The 17,636-nt window shown below is 72.1% G+C and carries 17 protein-coding genes; 8 read left to right on the forward strand and 9 right to left on the reverse strand.

The window, feature by feature from the left end:
- Positions 1–12 precede the first annotated feature (12 nt).
- The 3 genes from NYE39_RS04575 to NYE39_RS04585 form a co-directional block, all read right to left on the reverse strand.
- Complete coding sequence (locus NYE39_RS04575) at positions 13–453, reverse strand: SMI1/KNR4 family protein (RefSeq protein WP_192910423.1); 441 nt, start codon at positions 451–453, stop codon at positions 13–15.
- Entirely contained in the window at positions 453–1,361 is a 909-nt protein-coding gene (locus NYE39_RS04580) for an HNH endonuclease (RefSeq protein WP_341013358.1), read from the reverse strand. The genes NYE39_RS04575 and NYE39_RS04580 overlap by 1 nt, the downstream gene beginning before the upstream one ends.
- Positions 1,362–1,442: 81 nt before the next feature.
- On the reverse strand, positions 1,443–2,675 hold the full coding sequence (locus NYE39_RS04585) for a deoxyguanosinetriphosphate triphosphohydrolase (RefSeq protein WP_192910425.1): 1,233 nt from the start codon (positions 2,673–2,675) through the stop codon (positions 1,443–1,445).
- A gap of 116 nt (positions 2,676–2,791) precedes the next feature.
- Here NYE39_RS04585 and NYE39_RS04590 point away from each other — a divergent pair, with 116 nt between their 5' ends.
- Positions 2,792–6,166 (forward strand): pyruvate carboxylase, encoded by a 3,375-nt coding sequence (locus NYE39_RS04590; RefSeq protein ID WP_341011933.1) that lies wholly within the window; start codon positions 2,792–2,794, stop codon positions 6,164–6,166.
- Positions 6,167–6,169: 3 nt separating this feature from the next.
- On the opposite strand, the gene dusB is transcribed toward NYE39_RS04590, so the two are convergent.
- Positions 6,170–7,405, reverse strand: coding sequence for a tRNA dihydrouridine synthase DusB (gene dusB / locus NYE39_RS04595; protein ID WP_341011934.1), 1,236 nt, complete (start codon positions 7,403–7,405; stop codon positions 6,170–6,172).
- Positions 7,406–7,454: 49 nt separating this feature from the next.
- Here dusB and NYE39_RS04600 point away from each other — a divergent pair, with 49 nt between their 5' ends.
- On the forward strand, positions 7,455–8,414 hold the full coding sequence (locus NYE39_RS04600; RefSeq protein WP_084451340.1) for a cation diffusion facilitator family transporter: 960 nt from the start codon (positions 7,455–7,457) through the stop codon (positions 8,412–8,414).
- Positions 8,411–9,232, forward strand: a complete 822-nt coding sequence (locus tag NYE39_RS04605; RefSeq protein WP_341011935.1) for a sulfurtransferase — start codon at positions 8,411–8,413, stop codon at positions 9,230–9,232. Before NYE39_RS04600 ends, NYE39_RS04605 begins: the two co-directional genes overlap by 4 nt.
- Before the next feature lie 78 nt (positions 9,233–9,310).
- Here the strand turns inward: NYE39_RS04605 and NYE39_RS04610 are convergent, their stop codons facing one another.
- Together NYE39_RS04610 and NYE39_RS04615 are read right to left on the reverse strand one after the other, a co-directional pair.
- Positions 9,311–10,057, reverse strand: a complete 747-nt coding sequence (locus NYE39_RS04610; RefSeq protein ID WP_341011936.1) for an alpha/beta fold hydrolase — start codon at positions 10,055–10,057, stop codon at positions 9,311–9,313.
- A gap of 4 nt (positions 10,058–10,061) precedes the next feature.
- On the reverse strand, positions 10,062–11,468 hold the full coding sequence (locus NYE39_RS04615; protein WP_341011937.1) for a glycine--tRNA ligase: 1,407 nt from the start codon (positions 11,466–11,468) through the stop codon (positions 10,062–10,064).
- Between the two features lie 60 nt (positions 11,469–11,528).
- Here NYE39_RS04615 and NYE39_RS04620 point away from each other — a divergent pair, with 60 nt between their 5' ends.
- Genes NYE39_RS04620 through NYE39_RS04640 form a run of 5 tightly spaced genes read left to right on the forward strand, consistent with a single transcriptional unit; the run spans position 11,529 to position 15,024 of the window.
- On the forward strand, positions 11,529–11,837 hold the full coding sequence (locus NYE39_RS04620) for a DUF6703 family protein (protein WP_072624887.1): 309 nt from the start codon (positions 11,529–11,531) through the stop codon (positions 11,835–11,837).
- Positions 11,838–11,886: 49 nt separating this feature from the next.
- The gene (locus NYE39_RS04625) at positions 11,887–12,843 is read left to right on the forward strand and encodes a metal ABC transporter substrate-binding protein (protein WP_341011938.1); all 957 of its coding nucleotides are present in this window, start codon (positions 11,887–11,889) and stop codon (positions 12,841–12,843) included.
- Positions 12,840–13,637 (forward strand): metal ABC transporter ATP-binding protein, encoded by a 798-nt coding sequence (locus NYE39_RS04630; protein WP_341011939.1) that lies wholly within the window; start codon positions 12,840–12,842, stop codon positions 13,635–13,637. The genes NYE39_RS04625 and NYE39_RS04630 overlap by 4 nt, the downstream gene beginning before the upstream one ends.
- Positions 13,634–14,635 (forward strand): metal ABC transporter permease, encoded by a 1,002-nt coding sequence (locus NYE39_RS04635; protein WP_341013359.1) that lies wholly within the window; start codon positions 13,634–13,636, stop codon positions 14,633–14,635. Before NYE39_RS04630 ends, NYE39_RS04635 begins: the two co-directional genes overlap by 4 nt.
- Complete coding sequence (locus tag NYE39_RS04640) at positions 14,632–15,024, forward strand: Fur family transcriptional regulator (RefSeq protein WP_341011940.1); 393 nt, start codon at positions 14,632–14,634, stop codon at positions 15,022–15,024. The genes NYE39_RS04635 and NYE39_RS04640 overlap by 4 nt, the downstream gene beginning before the upstream one ends.
- Positions 15,025–15,033: 9 nt before the next feature.
- Here the strand turns inward: NYE39_RS04640 and NYE39_RS04645 are convergent, their stop codons facing one another.
- The 3 genes from NYE39_RS04645 to recO all read right to left on the reverse strand — a co-directional run bounded on the left by NYE39_RS04645 (position 15,034) and on the right by recO (position 17,609).
- Positions 15,034–15,999, reverse strand: a complete 966-nt coding sequence (locus NYE39_RS04645) for a class II glutamine amidotransferase (RefSeq protein ID WP_341011941.1) — start codon at positions 15,997–15,999, stop codon at positions 15,034–15,036.
- Between the two features lie 63 nt (positions 16,000–16,062).
- A complete protein-coding gene (locus tag NYE39_RS04650) occupies positions 16,063–16,851 on the reverse strand; it encodes an isoprenyl transferase (RefSeq protein ID WP_341011942.1) in 789 nt (262 codons plus the stop codon).
- The gene (gene recO / locus NYE39_RS04655) at positions 16,848–17,609 is read right to left on the reverse strand and encodes a DNA repair protein RecO (protein WP_341011943.1); all 762 of its coding nucleotides are present in this window, start codon (positions 17,607–17,609) and stop codon (positions 16,848–16,850) included. The genes NYE39_RS04650 and recO overlap by 4 nt, the downstream gene beginning before the upstream one ends.
- Positions 17,610–17,636 lie beyond the last annotated feature (27 nt).

Raw genomic sequence — 17,636 nt, forward strand, 5'->3', positions numbered from 1 at the left:
CGGCGGCCCCGGTCACCAGGGGATCGGCCGCAGACCCTCGACGAAGGGGGTGAAGCCGGCGGTGACACGGGTGGCCGCCTCCTCCTCGTGGGCCCACGACCACACCGACCCCGGGGCCTCCCCCGCGACCGCGAGGCAGACGAGGTCACCGGCGTCGTTGGTGCCGATGGGCGTCAGGTCGTCCGGGACCCGGCCGGCGTAGACCTCGCGCGAGCGGAGCAGGTCGAGCTCGGCGTGATCGACGCCCAGCCCGAAGAAGATCGTCACCACCGGGTGGGTGGCCTCGTCGACGTCCAGGTCGTCGGTGCCGTACTTGAGGTCGTCCTCGGTGACGCCACCACCGTTGGCGCGCAGCCACTCCCGGTAGTCGCCGGGCAGGGGTGAGCCGATCTGCGCCTCGAGCGCCGCGAGCGCGGCGTCGTCGGGTGCGGCGTAGCGGGTGCGGAAGTCCATCAATCGCTCGTCTCGGCTCCGTTGTGCTTGTGCAGTGACCGTCCCCCAGCATGCTTGACCGCCGCGTGCAGGTCACGCGGGATGAGGATCAGCTCACCGCGCCCGGTTTCGGGGTCGTAGGCGTGGGTGTGGTGCCACACCCAGTCCTCCTGCAGCTCCTTGGCCGTGTCCTTGTCGATGCCGGCGGCCTCGTAGGCCAGTCGGATGTCCTTGCTCGACGTCGTGGTCAGCTCGACGAGCACCGGGGGGTACTCCGTGCTGGCATAGGGGTAGAAGTTCGGGAAGCCGAACTCGTCGATCTCGACGCCGTCGGGGTAGGCCTCCTGCAGCTCCTCGCTCCACTGCGGCCCGTGCTCCTCGGACGTCTCCTCGCTCCAGTCCGGCCCGCCGTAGGTCTTCCCGGCGAAGTCGCCATTGGGCACCCCCCGCCCGCTGACGACCGCCGTCCCGTCCTCCGGGTCGACGTCCCACGCGGGGTTGACCCCGTCGGTTTGCTCATCGCGCCACCGCTGCGCCGCGTCCCGGGACATCGCCCCCGTCTCGGGGTCGACGTCGGCGAGCGCCTCGCGCGGCGCCGGGTTGGTGTCCTCGGCGACCTTGAGCGGCGTCGTCGAGGACGCGAGGACGAAGGGTGCGGCCCCTCCCCCTTCGTCGGAGGCCGACTCCTGGTCGGCGGCCTGACGCATCAGGGTCGCGCTCGCCTCCTCGAGCGCCGTCCCGGCGCCGACGAGCGCGGGCGTCAGGTCCGCCCACGAGCGCAGGAGGAACTCGGCATCACCGCCCCACCAGACCTCCCCGAGCACGCCCGCGCTGGCCGTCCCCGCGACACGGACCTCCTCGAGGTCGCGGGCGCAGCCGCGCAGCGCCTGCGCGACCTCGCGGACTCGCGCCGCGTCCATCCCCTGCATGACCGTCACGCGCCCGACCGTGGCAGGACCCGGCGGGCTGCGGGAATGGGGAGGACTCCCCTGTCACCGGGAGTTCACCCGTCAGTCGCAGTGCGCCCCGTGCAGCGCGAGGGCCCGCACGTCGGTCAGGCTCGCCACCTGGTCGACGACGACCCGCAGCCGGGCCGAGTCGTCCTGCGCCGCAGCGAGATCGGGGCGCAGGTCGGCGTCGACCCGCGCCTCGGGGTCCGCGGCGAACCATCGGGCGAGGTCGGCGACGACCGCGCGCTGGTGCGCGTACTCGTCGTCACGCTCGCCGGAGAACATGACGAAGTGCGCGGCCACGGCCTTGAGCACCGCGACCTCGGCACGCGAGTCGTCGGGGACGACGAGACGGGCGTCGTAGCGCCCGAGGTCGCCGGGCCCGTGCACGGCCCGGGTCGCCTGCTCGGCGGCGTGGACGAAGCGTCCGATGATCCGTGAGGTCATGTCCTTGAGCCCCGCGAGGCCGGCGCGCGACCCGTCGTAGTGCTCGGGCACGGCACCGGTGGCGAGGATCCGCTCGAGCCCCTCGCCGACGGCGTCCCGACCGAGGTCGGCGGCGAAGAAGCGCACCGCCATGTCGAGCACCGCCTCGGTGTCCTCCGCGTCGCGCAGTCGGCGCAGGTCCAGCCGGCCGGAGGCGACGGCGTCCTCGACGTCGTGGACCGAGTAGGCGACGTCGTCGGACCAGTCCATGACGTCGGCCTCCAGGCAGCGCACGAGGCCACCCGGGCTCCCTTCGCGCATCCAGTCGAAGACCGGCAGGTCGTCCTCGTAGACGCCGAACTTCGGTGTGGGAGCAGGGCCGCGACCCCGCCGCCACGGGTACTTCGTGGCCGCGTCGAGGCTCGCGCGGGTGAGGTTGAGGCCGGCGGGCCGCCCGTCGGGGTGGACCCGCTTGGGCTCGAGCCGGGTGAGGATGCGCAGCGTCTGCGCATTGCCCTCGAAGCCGCCGATGTCGGCCGCGACCTCGTCGAGCGCCGTCTCGCCGTTGTGACCGAAGGGGGGATGCCCCAGGTCGTGCGCGAGGCAGGCGACCTCGACGACATCGGCCGCGCAGCCGAGCGCACCGCCGAACTCGCGGCCGATCTGGGCCACCTCGAGGCTGTGCGTCAGCCGGTTGCGCACGAAGTCGTCGCTGCCGGGCCCGAGCACCTGGGTCTTGGCGGAGAGCCGTCGCAGAGCCGCGGAGTGGATGAGCCGCCCGCGGTCGCGCGCGAAGTCGTCACGGTCGGCGCGCTTGTGCACCGGGTCCTCGGAGACCCACCGCTCCCGCTCGCTGCTCTCGCTCACGCTGGCGAGCCTACGTCGGCCGGGGCGGACCCAGCTTGCGGAACACACCCTGCGCCTGGAGCGGCATCGCGGCTAGCGTTGTCACGACCCATGGCCGACACACCCCGGAGGCTCCCATGTTCCGCAAGATCCTCGTCGCCAACCGAGGCGAGATCGCCATCCGCGCCTTCCGCGCGGCCACCGAGGTCGACGCGACGACCGTCGCCGTCTACCCGGTCGAGGACCGCCTCTCCGAGCACCGGATGAAGGCCGACGAGGCCTACGTCATCGGCGAGGAGGGCCACCCGGTCCGTGCCTACCTCGACCCCGAGGAGATCGTGCGGGTGGCCCGCGAGGCCGACGTCGACGCGATCTACCCGGGCTACGGGTTCCTCTCCGAGAACCCCCAGCTCGCCGAGGAGTGCGCGCGCCACGGCATCACCTTCATCGGTCCCCCGGCCGAGGTCCTCGAGCTCACCGGCAACAAGGCCCGCGCGATCGCCGCGGCGAAGGAGGCCGGCCTGCCGACCCTCGACGGCGCCGAGGCGACGACCGACCTCGACGCCCTCGAGCGCGCCGCGGAGGAGATCGGGTTCCCCGTCTTCGTCAAGGCGGTGAGCGGCGGCGGTGGCCGCGGCATGCGGCGCGTCGAGCGCCGGGAGGACCTGCGCGGGGCCCTCGAGGCCGCCCAGCGCGAGGCGGAGTCGGCCTTCGGCGACCCGACCCTCTACCTCGAGGAGGCGGTCGTCAACCCGCGGCACATCGAGGTCCAGGTCGTCGGTGACGCCAGCGGTGAGGTCCTCCACTTCTTCGAGCGGGACTGCTCGGTGCAGCGGCGCCACCAGAAGGTCGTCGAGATCGCCCCGGCGCCCAACCTCGATCCCGACCTGCGCGAGCGGATGTGCGCCGACGCGGTGCGTTTCGCGAAGTCCATCGGCTACGTCAACGCCGGCACCGTCGAGTTCCTCCTCGGAGAGGACGGCCGCTACGTCTTCATCGAGATGAACCCGCGCATCCAGGTCGAGCACACCGTGACCGAGGAGGTCACCGAGGTCGACCTCGTCGTCATGCAGCTGCGGATCGCGGCCGGCGCGACCCTCGCTGAGCTCGGCATGCGCCAGGAGGACATCGGCACGCACGGCTTCGCCCTGCAGTGCCGGATCACGACCGAGGACCCGGCCAACGGGTTCCGCCCCGACTCGGGCACGATCTCCGCCTACCGCTCCGCCGGCGGCTCCGGGGTGCGCCTCGACGGCGGCACGACCTTCGTCGGGGCCGAGGTGAGCGCCCACTTCGACTCGATGCTCGTCAAGCTCACCTGCCGCGCCCGCACCTTCCCGCTCGCGGTCCGCCGGGCCCGACGGGCGCTCGCCGAGTTCCGCGTCCGCGGGGTCGCGACCAACCTCCCCTTCCTCGAGGCGGTGCTCGCCGACCCCGACTTCCAGGCCGGCCGGGTCACGACGAGCTTCATCGACGAGCGCCCCGAGCTGCTCGAGGCCCCGACGGGCAAGGACCGGGCGACCAAGCTGCTCACCTACCTCGCCGACGTCACGGTCAACCAGCCGCACGGCCCGCGCACGAGCGACCTGCGCCCGAGGACCAAGCTGCCGCAGCTGCCGCAGGGCGAGCGCCCCGAGGGCAGCCGTGACCGCCTCCTGCGGCTTGGCCCCGCCGGCTTCGCCGCCGACCTGCGCTCCCGCACCGACGTCCCGGTGACCGACACGACCTTCCGCGACGCCCACCAGTCGCTGCTCGCCACCCGCGTGCGCACCCGCGACCTGCTCCACGTCGCCGAGCACGTCTCCCGGCTCACCCCGCAGCTGCTGTCCGTCGAGGCCTGGGGCGGCGCGACCTACGACGTCGCCCTGCGCTTCCTCCACGAGGACCCCTGGGAGCGGCTCTCGGCCCTGCACGAGGCGATGCCCAACGTCGCCCTCCAGATGCTCCTGCGCGGGCGCAACACCGTCGGCTACACGCCCTACCCGACGAGCGTCACCGACGCCTTCGTCGCCGAGGCCGCCCGCAGCGGCCTGTCGATCTTCCGCATCTTCGACGCGCTCAACGACGTCGACCAGATGCGCCCCGCGATCGAGTCGGTGCTCGCGACCGACACCGCGGTCGCCGAGGTCGCCCTGTGCTACACCGGCAACCTCCTCGACCCGGGCGAGGAGATCTACACGCTCGACTACTACCTGCGCCTCGCCGAACGGATCGTCGACGCCGGCGCGCACGTCTTGGCGATCAAGGACATGGCCGGGCTGCTGCGCGCCCCCGCGGCGGCCCGACTCGTGACCGCGCTGCGCGACCGGTTCGACCTCCCGGTGCACCTGCACACCCACGACACCGCGGGCGGCCAGATCGGCACCCTCCTCGCGGCGATCGGGGCCGGCGTCGATGCCGTCGACGCGGCGAGCGCGACGATGGCCGGCACCACCTCGCAGCCCTCGCTGTCCGCCCTCGTCGCGGCGACCGACGGTACCGACCGGCCGACCGGCCTGGACATCGAGCAGGTCTTCGCGCTCGAGCCCTACTGGGAGGGCGTGCGGCGCCTCTACGCGCCCTTCGAGTCCGGGCTGGCCTCCCCCACCGGCCGCGTCTACCGGCACGAGATTCCCGGCGGGCAGCTGTCCAACCTGCGCCAGCAGGCGATCGCCCTCGGCCTCGGCGAGCGCTTCGAGGAGGTCGAGGACATGTACGCGGCCGCCGACGCGATGCTCGGCCACATCGTCAAGGTGACGCCGAGCAGCAAGGTCGTCGGCGACCTCGCGCTCTCCCTCGTCGGCCTGGGCGCCGACCCGGCGCAGTTCGAGGCCGACCCGGCCCGCTTCGACATCCCCGACTCGGTCATCGGGTTCCTCCGCGGCGACCTCGGCGACCCGCCCGGCGGGTGGCCTGAGCCCTTCCGCAGCAAGGCGCTCGAGGGCCGCCGCGAGCACCCGCCGACCGCCGATCTCACCCCCGAGCAGGAGCAGGCCCTGCGCGACGCCCCGCGCGAGACGCTCAACGAGCTGCTCTTCCCCGGCCCGACCCAGGAGATGCGCACCGCCCGGGCGAGCTTCGGCGACACCTCGGTGCTCGACACCGGCCTCTTCCTCCACGGCCTGGAGCAGGGGCGCGACGACGAGGTCGAGATCGAGCCGGGCAAGACCCTGACGATCGGCCTGAGCTCGGTGAGCGAGCCCGACGAGCACGGCATGCGCACCGTCATGGGGACGGTCAACGGTCAGCTGCGCCCCGTCCAGGTCCGCGACCGCGGCGTCGACGCGGAGGTCGTCGCGGCCGAGAAGGCCGACCCGGGCGCCTCCGGTCAGGTCGCGGCCCCCTTCGCCGGGGTCGTCACGGTCCAGGTCGCCGAGGGCGACGAGGTCGAGGCGGGCGCCACCGTCGCGACGATCGAGGCGATGAAGATGGAGGCCGGCATCACGACCCCCGTCGCGGGCACGGTGCGCCGGCTCGCGGTCGGCGCGCGCCAGCAGGTCGAAGGGGGCGACCTGCTCGTCGTCGTGGAGTGAGGGTCAGCCGCCGTCGGCGACGGACTGCTCGGCGGCGGCGACCTGCGCCCGCTGGTCCTCGTCGAGCTCGCGGGAGGCGAGCCAGTTCTCCGGCAGCGCCACGACGCGCGAGGACCCGGCCCGACCACGCTGACCCTCGGCGGCAGCGCCGGGCCACGGGCTCGTCGGGTCCATCGTCTCGATGAGCCGGTCGAGGGCGGCGAGCGAGTCGACGAGCGCGAGCTGGTTGCGCACCGTCGACCCGGCGGGGAAGCCCTTGAGGTACCAGGCGATGTGCTTGCGGATGTCGCGGCAGGCCCGCAGCTCGTCGCCGGCGTAGAAGTCGGTGAGCAGCTCGGCGTGCCGGCGCAGCGTGGCCGTCACCTCACCCAGCGTCGGTGTCACGCGCACTTCGGCCCCGGCGAAGGCGGCTGCGAGGTCGGCGAAGAGCCACGGCCGACCGAGGCAGCCGCGACCGACGACGACGCCGTCGCAGCCGGTCTGCTCGACCATCGCCAGGGCGTCCTCGGCCGACCAGATGTCGCCGTTGCCGAGGACCGGCACCGAGGTGATCGTCTCCTTGAGCAGCTTGATCGCCGACCAGTCGGCGTGGCCCGAGTAGGCCTGGCTCGCGGTCCGGCCGTGCAGGGCGACCGCGGCGACCCCCTCCTCGACCGCGGCCTGCGCCGCCTCGAGATAGGTCAGGTGCTCGTCGTCGATGCCCTTGCGCATCTTGACCGTGACCGGCACGTCGGCCCGGGCGGCCTCGGTGACGGCAGCCGAGACGATCCCGCGGAAGAGGTCGCGCTTCCACGGCAGCGCAGCTCCCCCGCCCTTGCGGGTCACCTTGGGCACCGGGCAGCCGAAGTTGAGGTCGATGTGGTCGGCCCGGTCCTCGGTGACGAGCATGCGCACGGCCGCCCCGGTCGTCGCCGGGTCGACGCTGTAGAGCTGCACGCTGCGCGGCCGCTCGTCCTCGTCGTGCTCGATGAGGCGCATCGACTCCGGGGTGCGCTCGACGAGCGCCCGCGACGTCACCATCTCGTTGACGTAGAGGCTGCTCGCGCCGGTGAGCCCGCTCGCGGCGAGCCCGGCGTCGCCGGCCTCGCGGCACAGTCGACGGAAGGCGCGGTTGGTGATGCCGGCCATCGGTGCCAGGACGACCGGCGAGTCGATGACGTGCCGGCCGATGCGAAGGGGAGGCAGCACGCGCTCCCCCGTGGTCGCCGGGGTGGTGGGGGCAAGAGTGGAGGACGTCATCGCGCCTCCCAGTGTCGCACCGGCGAGGCCAGCAGGGACAATCGTGGGCGTGACCACCCGAGCCTCCTCATCGCGCAGCCGTCTGGAGAGGTTCGCCTGGCTCTCGATCGCCGCGGCCCTCGCGACGATCGCACTGAAGACCGGCGCCTGGTGGGTCACCGGCTCGGTCGGCCTGCTCGCCGACGCCGCCGAGTCGATCGTCAACCTCGTCGCGGCCGTGGCCGCGCTCGTCGCCCTGCGGGTCGCGGCTCGATCTGCGGATGACAACCACCACTTCGGCCACAGCAAGGCGGAGTACTTCTCCGCGGCGATCGAGGGCGGGATGATCTTCGTCGCCGCGAGCTTCATCATCTGGCAGTCGATCGGTCGCTTGCTCGACCCGCAGCCCGTCGAGCAGGCCGGCGTTGGTCTGGCGATCTCGGTCATCGCGTCGGTCATCAACGGCGCGGTGGCGTGGGTGCTTCTGCGCGCCGGCCGCCGCCACCACTCGATCACCCTGCGGGCCGACGGTCAGCACCTGCTCACCGACGTGTGGACCTCCGTCGGGGTCGTCGTCGGCGTGCTCCTCGTCGTCGTCACCGGCATCGACCGGCTCGACCCGGTCGTCGCCCTGCTCGTCGGGGCCAACATCATCTGGACCGGGTGGAAGCTCGTCAGCGAGTCCGGCCGCGGCCTCATGGACGAGGCGCTCGACCCGGAGACCAATGCCCGCATCGCCGACGCGCTCTCCCGGCACCGTACCGACGAGGTCGACATCCACGGCCTGCGCACCCGGGGTGCCGGCCACCTGTCCTTCGCCGAGATGCACGTCCTGGTCCCCGGCGCCTGGTCCGTGCGCCGCGCCCACGACATCGTCGAGGGGATCGAGCGCGCGCTCGAGGACGAGTTCGACGACCTCACGGTGACGACCCACATCGAGCCGCGCGAGGACCCGCGCGCCTACGACGACTTCGGTGACTACGAGGTCCCGATCCAGACCCTGCCCCACGACCCCGAGGAGCCCGCATGACCGCCCTGATCACCGCCGACGACCTGCTGCACGAGATCGACGAGGAGGACCTGCTCGTCCTCGACGTCCAGTACACGCTCACCGGCGACGGGCCCCGCCTGTACACCGGGGGCCACGTGCCGGGCGCTCCCTTCGTCGACCTCGACACGGTCCTCGCCGGCCCCGCGGGCGAAGGGGGGCGGCACCCCCTGCCCGACGTGGAGACGCTGCAGGCCGGCCTGCGCGCGGCCGGTCTCGACGACGACTCGCGCGTCGTCGTCTACGACCAGGGCACCTCGCTCGGCGCCGCCCGGGCGTGGTGGGTCCTGCGGTGGGCCGGGGTCGAGGACGTGCGCGTCCTCGACGGCGGGCTGGCCGCGTGGCGTGCCGCCGGCGGCACCGTGGTCACCGAGCCGGTGAGCCCGGAGCCGGGCGCGGTCCACCTCGAGGCCGACCAGCTCGTGGCGCTCGACGCCGAGGACGCCGTCGCCACGGCCAAGCTCGGGGTGCTCGTCGACGCCCGCTCGCCGGAGCGCTATCGCGGCGAGGAGGAGCCGATCGACCCGGTCGCGGGCCACATCCCCGGCGCGGTCAACGTGCCGATGAGCGACCTCGTGCAGCCCGACGGGCGGCTGCGGCCGGCGCGCGAGCTGCGCGAGCGCTTCGCCCGCGAGGACATCGACGAGGTGACCGTCGTCGGCACCTACTGCGGCTCGGGCATCACCGCGGCCCACACCGCCCTCGCCCTGCACGAGGCCGGCGTCGACGCCGATGTCTACGTCGGCAGCTGGAGCGAGTGGATCACCGACCCGAGCCGCCCGATCGCCACCGGCGCCTGACCCCCCGCCCACTCCGCATTGCCCTACGGCAATACAGATCCTTCATTGCCGTAGGGCAATGCAGATCCTTCGGCGGGTTCAGGCCGGCAGGCCCGACACGAACTCCGCGATCGCCCGGGCCACCGGCGACGGGTGGGTCATCGGCGCGAAGTGCGTGGCACCGGGCACGTGGACGATCTCGAGGTCCTGACGCAGGCGACGGGCCCTCCCTTCGCCCACCCGGAACTGGTCGAACTCGCCGTTGATCGCGAGGATCGGCACGTCGACCTCGGTGAGTGATCTCAGGTCGACCTCGTCGATCACGGCATCCCAGGCGTCGGGGATCGCCGCAAGGCCAGGGCCGCGCTCGAGCACCGCGTCGGCCGTGCGGTCACCGATGATGCGGCGCAGCGACGCCGCATCGGTCTCGCGGATCTGCGAGGCCCGGCGCTCGTCGCCGAGCCCGGCCCGCAGCGCGGACCCCATCGCCCGGTAGACGCCCGCGAGCCGAGAGCTCGGCTGGGCCGTCGAGCCCATGAGCACGAGCCCGGACAGGACCATGTGGTGCTGCGCCGCCCACTCCATCGCCACGTAGCCGCCCAGGCTGTGGCCGGCGAGCACGACCCGGTGACGACCGGGGTCGAGCTCGGCCACGCCGCCGCTCACGGCCTCGAGCGCACCCTCCATCGTGAAGGGCAGCTCGGTCGCGAGGCCGTGCCCGGGCAGGTCGACGTGGTGGCAGACGACCCGCCCGAGGAGGGCCTCCTCGAGGGGGATCCAGGAGGCGGAGTTGAGCCGGCTGCCGTGGACGAGCAGCAGCCGGATCGGCGCTCCCGCCCGGGTCATGACGTCAGGACCCGAGCAGCCTCGGCGCGAGCCACGCCTCGACCTGGTCGATCGAGACCCGCTCCTGCGCCATGGTGTCGCGCTCGCGGATCGTCACCGCGTTGTCCTCGAGGGTGTCGAAGTCGACGGTGATGCAGTAGGGCGTGCCGATCTCGTCCTGGCGGCGGTAGCGCTTGCCGATGGCCTGCGAGTCGTCGAAGTCGACGTTCCAGCTCCTGCGCAGCTGCGCCGCCAGGTCGCGCGCCTTGGGCGACAGGTCGGCATTGCGCGACAGCGGCAGCACGGCCGCCTTGACCGGCGCGAGCCGGTGGTCGAGACGCAGGACGGTGCGCTTGTCGACGCCGCCCTTGGAGTTGGGGGCCTCGTCCTCGGCGTAGGCGTCGACGAGGAAGGTCATGATCGAGCGGGACAGACCGGCCGCCGGCTCGATGACGTAGGGGGTGTAGCGCTCGTTGTTGGCCTGGTCGAAGAAGCTCAGGTCGGTGCCCGAGTGCTGGCTGTGGCTCGTCAGGTCGAAGTCGGTGCGGTTGGCGATGCCCTCGAGCTCGCCCCACTCGCTGCCCGCGAAGTTGAAGCGGTACTCGATGTCGACGGTGCGCTTGGAGTAGTGGCTCAGCTTGTCCTGCGGGTGCTCGAAGTGGCGCAGGTTGTCGGGGTTGATGCCCAGGTCCGTGTACCAGCGGGTGCGCTCGTCGATCCAGTACTGGTGCCACTCCTCGTCCTCACCCGGCTTGACGAAGAACTCCATCTCCATCTGCTCGAACTCGCGGGTGCGGAAGATGAAGTTGCCCGGCGTGATCTCGTTGCGGAAGGACTTGCCGGTCTGCGCGATGCCGAAGGGTGGCTTCTTGCGCGAGGTCTGCAGGACGTTGTTGAAGTTGATGAAGATGCCCTGAGCGGTCTCGGGCCGCAGGTAGTGCAGCCCGGACTCGTCCTCGATGACCCCAAGGTAGGTCTTGAGCATCATGTTGAACTCGCGGGCCTCGGTCCACTGGCCGCGCGTGCCGCAGTCGGGGCAGACGATCTCGCTCATCGGGATCGAGTCGGGGTCGATCTCCTCACCCTTCTTCGCCGCCTTGTCGGCCACGGCCTCCTGCAGGTGGTCCTGGCGGTGGCGCTTGTGGCAGTTGAGGCACTCGGTGAGCGGGTCGGTGAAGGTGCCGACGTGCCCCGAGGCGACCCAGGTCTCCCGCGGCAGGATGATCGAGGAGTCGAGGCCGACGACGTCGTCGCGGCCGGTGACCATCGAGCGCCACCACTGACGCTTGATGTTCTCCTTCAGCTCGACACCGAGCGGCCCGTAGTCCCACGCGGAGCGGGTACCGCCGTAGATCTCACCGCACGGGAAGACGAAGCCCCTGCGCTTGCAGAGGTTGACGACGGTGTCCACGGTGGAGGTCTGCTTGGCCATGTGGGAGAGGTTATCCGGCGCCGTGCCGAGCAGCCGCATCGGCCCGCTTACCCTATGGGGGTGTCCAGCAGCTCCTCCCGCCGCCCCGAGCCCGTCGCGACCAATGCCTTCGAGCGCGCGAGCCTGCCGCTGACCCGTGTCATCGCGGGCCTGCCGCCGGCCGTGCCGATCGTCGTCGTCTTCGCCCTCGTGCTCGTCGGCGCCTTCCTCGGTCCCTGGGGAGCAATCCCGCTCGGCATCGTCGTGCTCTTCCTCGCGTGGATGCTCGCGCTGAGCTGGCCGCGACTGACGTCGAGCGAGCGCCTCATGCGCGTCGCGGTGATTCTCCTGGTCGTGGGCGTGACGGCCGTGCGGCTCTTCCCCCGGTAGCTCGCCCACGGTTTGACAACGGTTCTCATTTCATCTGAGAATCGTTCTCATGCCGATGCGCCACCGCCTTCCCCTCACCGTCTCTGCCCTCGTCCTCGCCCTCACCGGGTGCGGTTCCGCCGACGGCGGCGAAGGGGGTTCCGCCGACGGTGACGCCTCGCTCACGATTGCCACCTCCTTCTACCCGCTGCAGCACGCGGCCGAGCAGATCGGCGGCGACCACGTCGCCGTCACCAACCTCACCAAGCCCGGCGCCGAGCCCCACGACCTCGAGCTGACGCCCAAGCAGGTCCTCGAGGCCACCCGCGCCGATGCCCTCGTCTACCTGAAGGACTTCCAGCCGTCGGTCGACGACGCGGCCAAGGAGGCCGGCGACAGCGCGATGGACGTCTCCCCCTTCGCCCGCCTGGACATCGAGACCGACGAGCACGAGGGGCACGACCACGAAAAAGGAGAGGAGGGCCACGCCGGACATGATCACGGCGGCACCGACCCGCACTTCTGGCTCGACCCGACGCGCTACGCCGACGTCGTCGAGGCCCTCGGCGAGCGCTTCGCCGAGGCCGACCCCGACCACGCCGCCGACTACCGCGCCAACGCCAAGGAGTTCGCCGGCGAGCTCACAGCTCTGGACGAGGACCTCACGGCCGGGCTCGACGACTGCACGAGCACCGACCTGGTGACCGGGCACTCCGCCTTCGCGTACTTCGCCGACCGCTACGGCTTCCACCAGGAGTCGGTGAGCGGGCTGGCCCCCGGCGCCGAGCCGAGCCCGACGGCCCTCGCCGACCTCGTCGAGCACATCGAGGATGAGAAGATCACGACCGTGTACGCCGAGACGCTCGTCCCCCAGGACACCGCCGACACCATCGCCCGCGAGACGGGCGCCGAGGTCGCCGTGCTCGACCCGATCGAGGGGCTCACCGACGCGTCCGCCGGCGACGACTACGTCTCGGTCATGCGCAGCAACCTCGAGACCGTGCGTGAGGGGCAGGACTGCTCATGACCGGAGCACCCCCCGTCATCGAGCTCGAGGGCGCCGCCTTCGGCTACGAGGACCGCACGATCGTCAGCGACCTCGACCTCACCGTCCGCCGCGGTGAGGTCGTCGCCGTGCTCGGCCCCAACGGCTCCGGCAAGTCGACCCTGGTCAAGGGGCTGCTCGGCCTGTCCGAGCTGCACGCCGGCAGTGCGCGGGTCCTCGGTCACGAGGTCGGCTCCCCCGGCGCGCGCGCCGGGATCGGCTACGTGCCCCAGCGGCACACCCTCGCCTCGGCCGTGCGGGCCACCGCCGCCGAGATCGTCACCATGGGCCGCACCGTGCGTACCCCGTGGTGGGCGCCGTGGCGCATCCGCGACGCCGCCGGGCGCGACCTCGTCCACGAGTCGCTGTCGGTCGTCGGCCTCGCCGACCTGGCCACACACGACGTCGCCACCCTCTCGGGCGGCCAGCAACGCCGGGTCCTCATCGCCCGCGCCCTGGCCAGCCGGGCCGACGTCTTCCTCATGGACGAGCCGACCGCCGGGGTCGACCGCGGGCACCAGGCGGTGCTCGTTGCCGTCATGCGCCGCCTCGTCGAGCGGGGCGCGACCCTGATCATCGTCACCCACGAGCTCGACGCCCTCGCCGAGATCGTCACCCGCACGATCGTCGTGCGGGGCGGCGGCATCCGGCAGGACTGCGCCCCGGGCGAGCTGGCCGCCGGCGAGGAGGCCCACACCCACCACTCCGGCGAGGCGGCACCACCCCCTTCGACCGTGCCGACCACGATCATCACGTCCACGGGAGGGCACCGCTGATGGACCTGCTGGCCCTGGACTTCATGCGCAACTCGCTCATCGCCGCCCTGCTCGTGGGGGCGTCGGCGCCGCTCGTGGGTGTCTTCCTCGTGCAGCGGGGCATGTCGCTCGTCGGCGACGGCATGGGGCACGTCGCCCTCGCCGGCGTCGGCATCGGGGTGCTCACGAGCACCTCCCCCGTGCTCACCGCCCTCCTCGTCGTCGTCCTCGCGGCGGTCGCCATCGAGCTGCTGCGCCACCTCGGCCGCACCGGTGGTGACCTCGCGCTCGCCGTGATGTTCTACGGCGGCCTCGCCGCCGGTGTGGTCATCATCGCCAAGGCCCCCGCCGGGTCGGCCAACAACCTGCAGGGCTACCTCTTCGGAGCCCTGACGACCGTCTCGCCCAGCGACCTCGTCCAGTTCGCCGTGCTCGCGGCGGTCGTGGTCGTCACGGTGATCGTCCTGCGCGAGCGGCTCTTCGCCGTCGCCCAGGACGACGAGTACGCCCGCGCCTCGGGCCTGCCCGTGCTCGCCACCAACATCCTGCTCGCCGTGCTCACCGGCGTCACCGTCGTCATCTCGATGCGGGTCATCGGGCTGCTGCTCATCAGCGCCCTGATGATCCTGCCCAATGCCACCGGCCAGTACCTCGGACGTTCCTTCCGCGGGAGCCTGGTCTGGGCGGTGCTCGTCGGCACGCTGACGAGCGTCGGCGGCGTCGTCACGAGCTTCTACGCCGACACCCCCTCGGGCGCGACGATCGTCCTGCTGGCCATCGCCGTCTTCGTCGTCGCCGCTGCGGGCATGACGCTCGTGCGGGCCCTCGGCCACCGACGGCACCGCACCGCCGAGGCGCACGAGCACGTGCACTGGGAGGACTGCGGTCACGAGGTCGTCCTGCACGGCGACCACGTCGACTACCTGCACGACGGGCACCGGCACGCCCGCCACGGCGACCACTGGGACGAGCACACCCCCGACCGCGCAGACCCCACCCTCGAAGGGAGCCCCCGATGACCGACACCCGCACCCGCCGCCCCACCCGCCAGCGCACGGCGATCGAGGCCGACGTCGACCGGTCCGACGAGTTCCGCTCGGCGCAGGAGGTCCACGCGAGCCTCGTCGCCGGCGGCGACAAGATCGGTCTGGCGACCGTCTACCGGACCCTGCAGGCGATGGTCGACGAAGAGGCGCTGGACTCCCTTCGCACCGACGACGGGGAGATCGTCTACCGCCGCTGCAGCACCGGGCACCACCACCACCTCGTCTGCCGCGACTGCGGCCGCACCGTCGAGGTCGAGGGCCCGGCGGTCGAGCGGTGGGCCGACAAGGTGAGCGCCGAGCACGGCTTCACCGACGTGTCGCACACCCTCGAGCTCTTCGGCCGCTGCGGGGACTGCGGCTAGGCGATCCGGCTACGGCGCGCCGGGCAGGGCGAGCCCGCGGACCGACCGGGTGATGCGCCCGTCCTCCTGCTTCGCGAGGAACATCATCGAGCCGTACTCCAGCGGCAGCCAGCCCTCGCCGTCCTCGGTGAGGGGCTCGGAGGCGAAGACGGCCGCGGTGGCGTCCTCCTCGGTGCACTCCTCGAAGCCGTAGGTTCCCTCAGCCTGCTCGAAGTTGCGTCCCAGCAGCAGGTACATCGGCTCGAGGAGCATCCCGAGGTCGAAGTCGTCGCTGCCTGCGGGAGCCTTGCGCAGCTCGCGCCAGTCTCCCGGCGGGTCCACCTCGCCGTGGTGCCCGAGACCCCAGTTGATCCCGATGATGCGTCCCGGCGAGACCAGGGCCATCTTGAGCTTGGTCAGGCCCGGGAGCTGCAGGGTCTCCATGGCATCGGCCACGAGTCGGACCAGTCGCTCGACGGCACGCTGGACGTCCTCGTCGCTCTCACCCTCGAGCAAGGACAGCAGGAGCACGGCGAGGAACTCGGTGTCGGTCGTGCCGCGCATCTGCTGGAGGAACTCGTCCATGCAGTGCTGCAGCAGCTCGCGCTGCAGGATCTGCCAGCCCGGCAGGTAGCCGTTCTGCGCGACGAGCCACGGCGCGCCCTCGAAGAAGAAGGGGTGGCAGTTCTCGTCGGCCAGGACGACCTGGGAGTCGTAGGCCGCCGCCCGCACGTGCGCGAGGAGGGTGTTGGCCTCGAGGCTGGGGATGATACTTGCGGCGTTGTCGTCGTAGAAGGCCGCCATCGGCCGGCGGTAGATGAGTGGCTCGTCGGGCTTGAGCAGGTGGTCACCCCACGCGCCGAAGCCCCACCCCGCGAGCTGCAGCTCGGGGTGACGCTCCGGGTCGAGCGCCTGGTTGATCAGGCTGTTGTCCGGCGTGAGCAGCAGGCTCTCCAGCGGGGTCTCCGGCCCGATGTAGGCAAGGACTCGACACATGTGCGACCTCTCCGTGACGGCTCACCGTGCGTCGGTGCACGGTCTCGCCAGCGTAGGTGACGCTCAGACGATCCCCGGGGTGGGGGCGTCCACCGCTCCGCCGTACCGGCGCTCGCGCCGGGCATACGTCTCGATGGCCTCCCACAGGTGGCGGCGGTCGTAGTCGGGCCACAGGGTGTCCTGGAAGACCATCTCGGCGTAGGCCGACTGCCACAGCAGGAAGTTGCTCGTGCGCTGCTCCCCCGAGCTGCGCAGGAAGAGGTCGACGTCGGGCATCGTCGGCTCGGTGAGGTAGCGCGCGATGGTGCGCTCGTCGATGCCCGAGCCCTTGAGCCGGCCGGCCTTGACGTCGTCGGCGATGCGCCGCACCCCGTCGACGATCTCGGCGCGGCCGCCGTAGTTGACGCAGAAGTACAGCGTCATCGCGTCGTTGTCGCGGGTCATCTCCTGGGCGATCTCGAGCTCCTTGACGACCGAGCTCCACAGCCGCGGCCGGCGCCCGACCCAGCGCATGCGCACGCCCCACGCGTGCAGCTGGTCGCGCCGGCGCCGGATGACGTCGCGGTTGAAGCCCATGAGGAAGCGCACCTCCTCGGGCGAGCGGCGCCAGTTTTCCGTCGAGAAGGCATAGGTCGACAGGTGCTGCACCCCGATCTCGAGGGAGCCGGCGACGACGTCGAGCAGCGCGCCCTCGCCGGCCTCGTGCCCCTTGGTCCGCGGCAGGCCGCGCTGGTTGGCCCAGCGGCCGTTGCCGTCCATGACGATTGCGACGTGCCCGGGGACCAGGTCGGCGGGCACCGGCGGCGGCGTCGCTCCGCTCGGGTGGGCGAAGGGGGTCTCGTAGCGGCTCATCCGGTCCTCTGCGATGGGGTGGGGTGGCTGGTCGTGCGGTCGACGTGACGAAGGGAGAGCACCCCGCGCTCGAGGTGCCACTGGAGGTAGGCGGCGGTCAGGCCGGACCCCTCACGTCGATGGCGTGGGTCGGAGGCGTCGGCGACGACCCAGTCACCGACGATCAGCGCAGCGAGGAGCTCGAGGGTCTCGGTCGCGGGGGCCGACGAGCCCGGGACCCGACAGCTGCGGCACAGGACCCCGCCGTGGGCGACGTGGAAGGCGCGGTGCGGCCCCGGCTCGCCGCACTGGGCGCAGTCGTGGAAGCTCGGCGCCCACCCCGCGACGGCCAGCGCCCGCAGGAGGTAGGCGTCGAGGACGAGCTCGGCGGCGTGGTCGCCCTGGGCCAGGGTCCGCAAGGCTCCGGCGAGCAGGAGGTACTGCTGCACCGAGGGCTCGTGCTCCTCGCTGAGGCGGTCAGCCGTCTCGAGGATCGCCGTGCCTGCGGTCCAGCGCGAGTAGTCGCGCGCGATCTGGTCGCCCCACGGGTCGAGCGACTCGGCCTGCGTCACGGTGTCGAGGTTGCGGCCCTCGTAGCACTGGAGGTCGACGTGCATGCCCGGCTCGAGGCGGGCGCCGAACTTGGACTTGGTGCGGCGCACCCCCTTGGCCACCGTGCGGATCTTGCCCCGGCCCCGTGTGAGCACGGTGATGATCCGGTCGGCCTCACCCAGCTTGTGGGTGCGCAGCACGACTCCGGAGTCGCGGTAGAGGGGCATGGCTCCATTGTCTCCCTTCGCCCTGAC

This window comes from Janibacter sp. FSL W8-0316 (assembly GCF_038004165.1).
Lineage (GTDB): Bacteria > Actinomycetota > Actinomycetes > Actinomycetales > Dermatophilaceae > Janibacter > Janibacter indicus.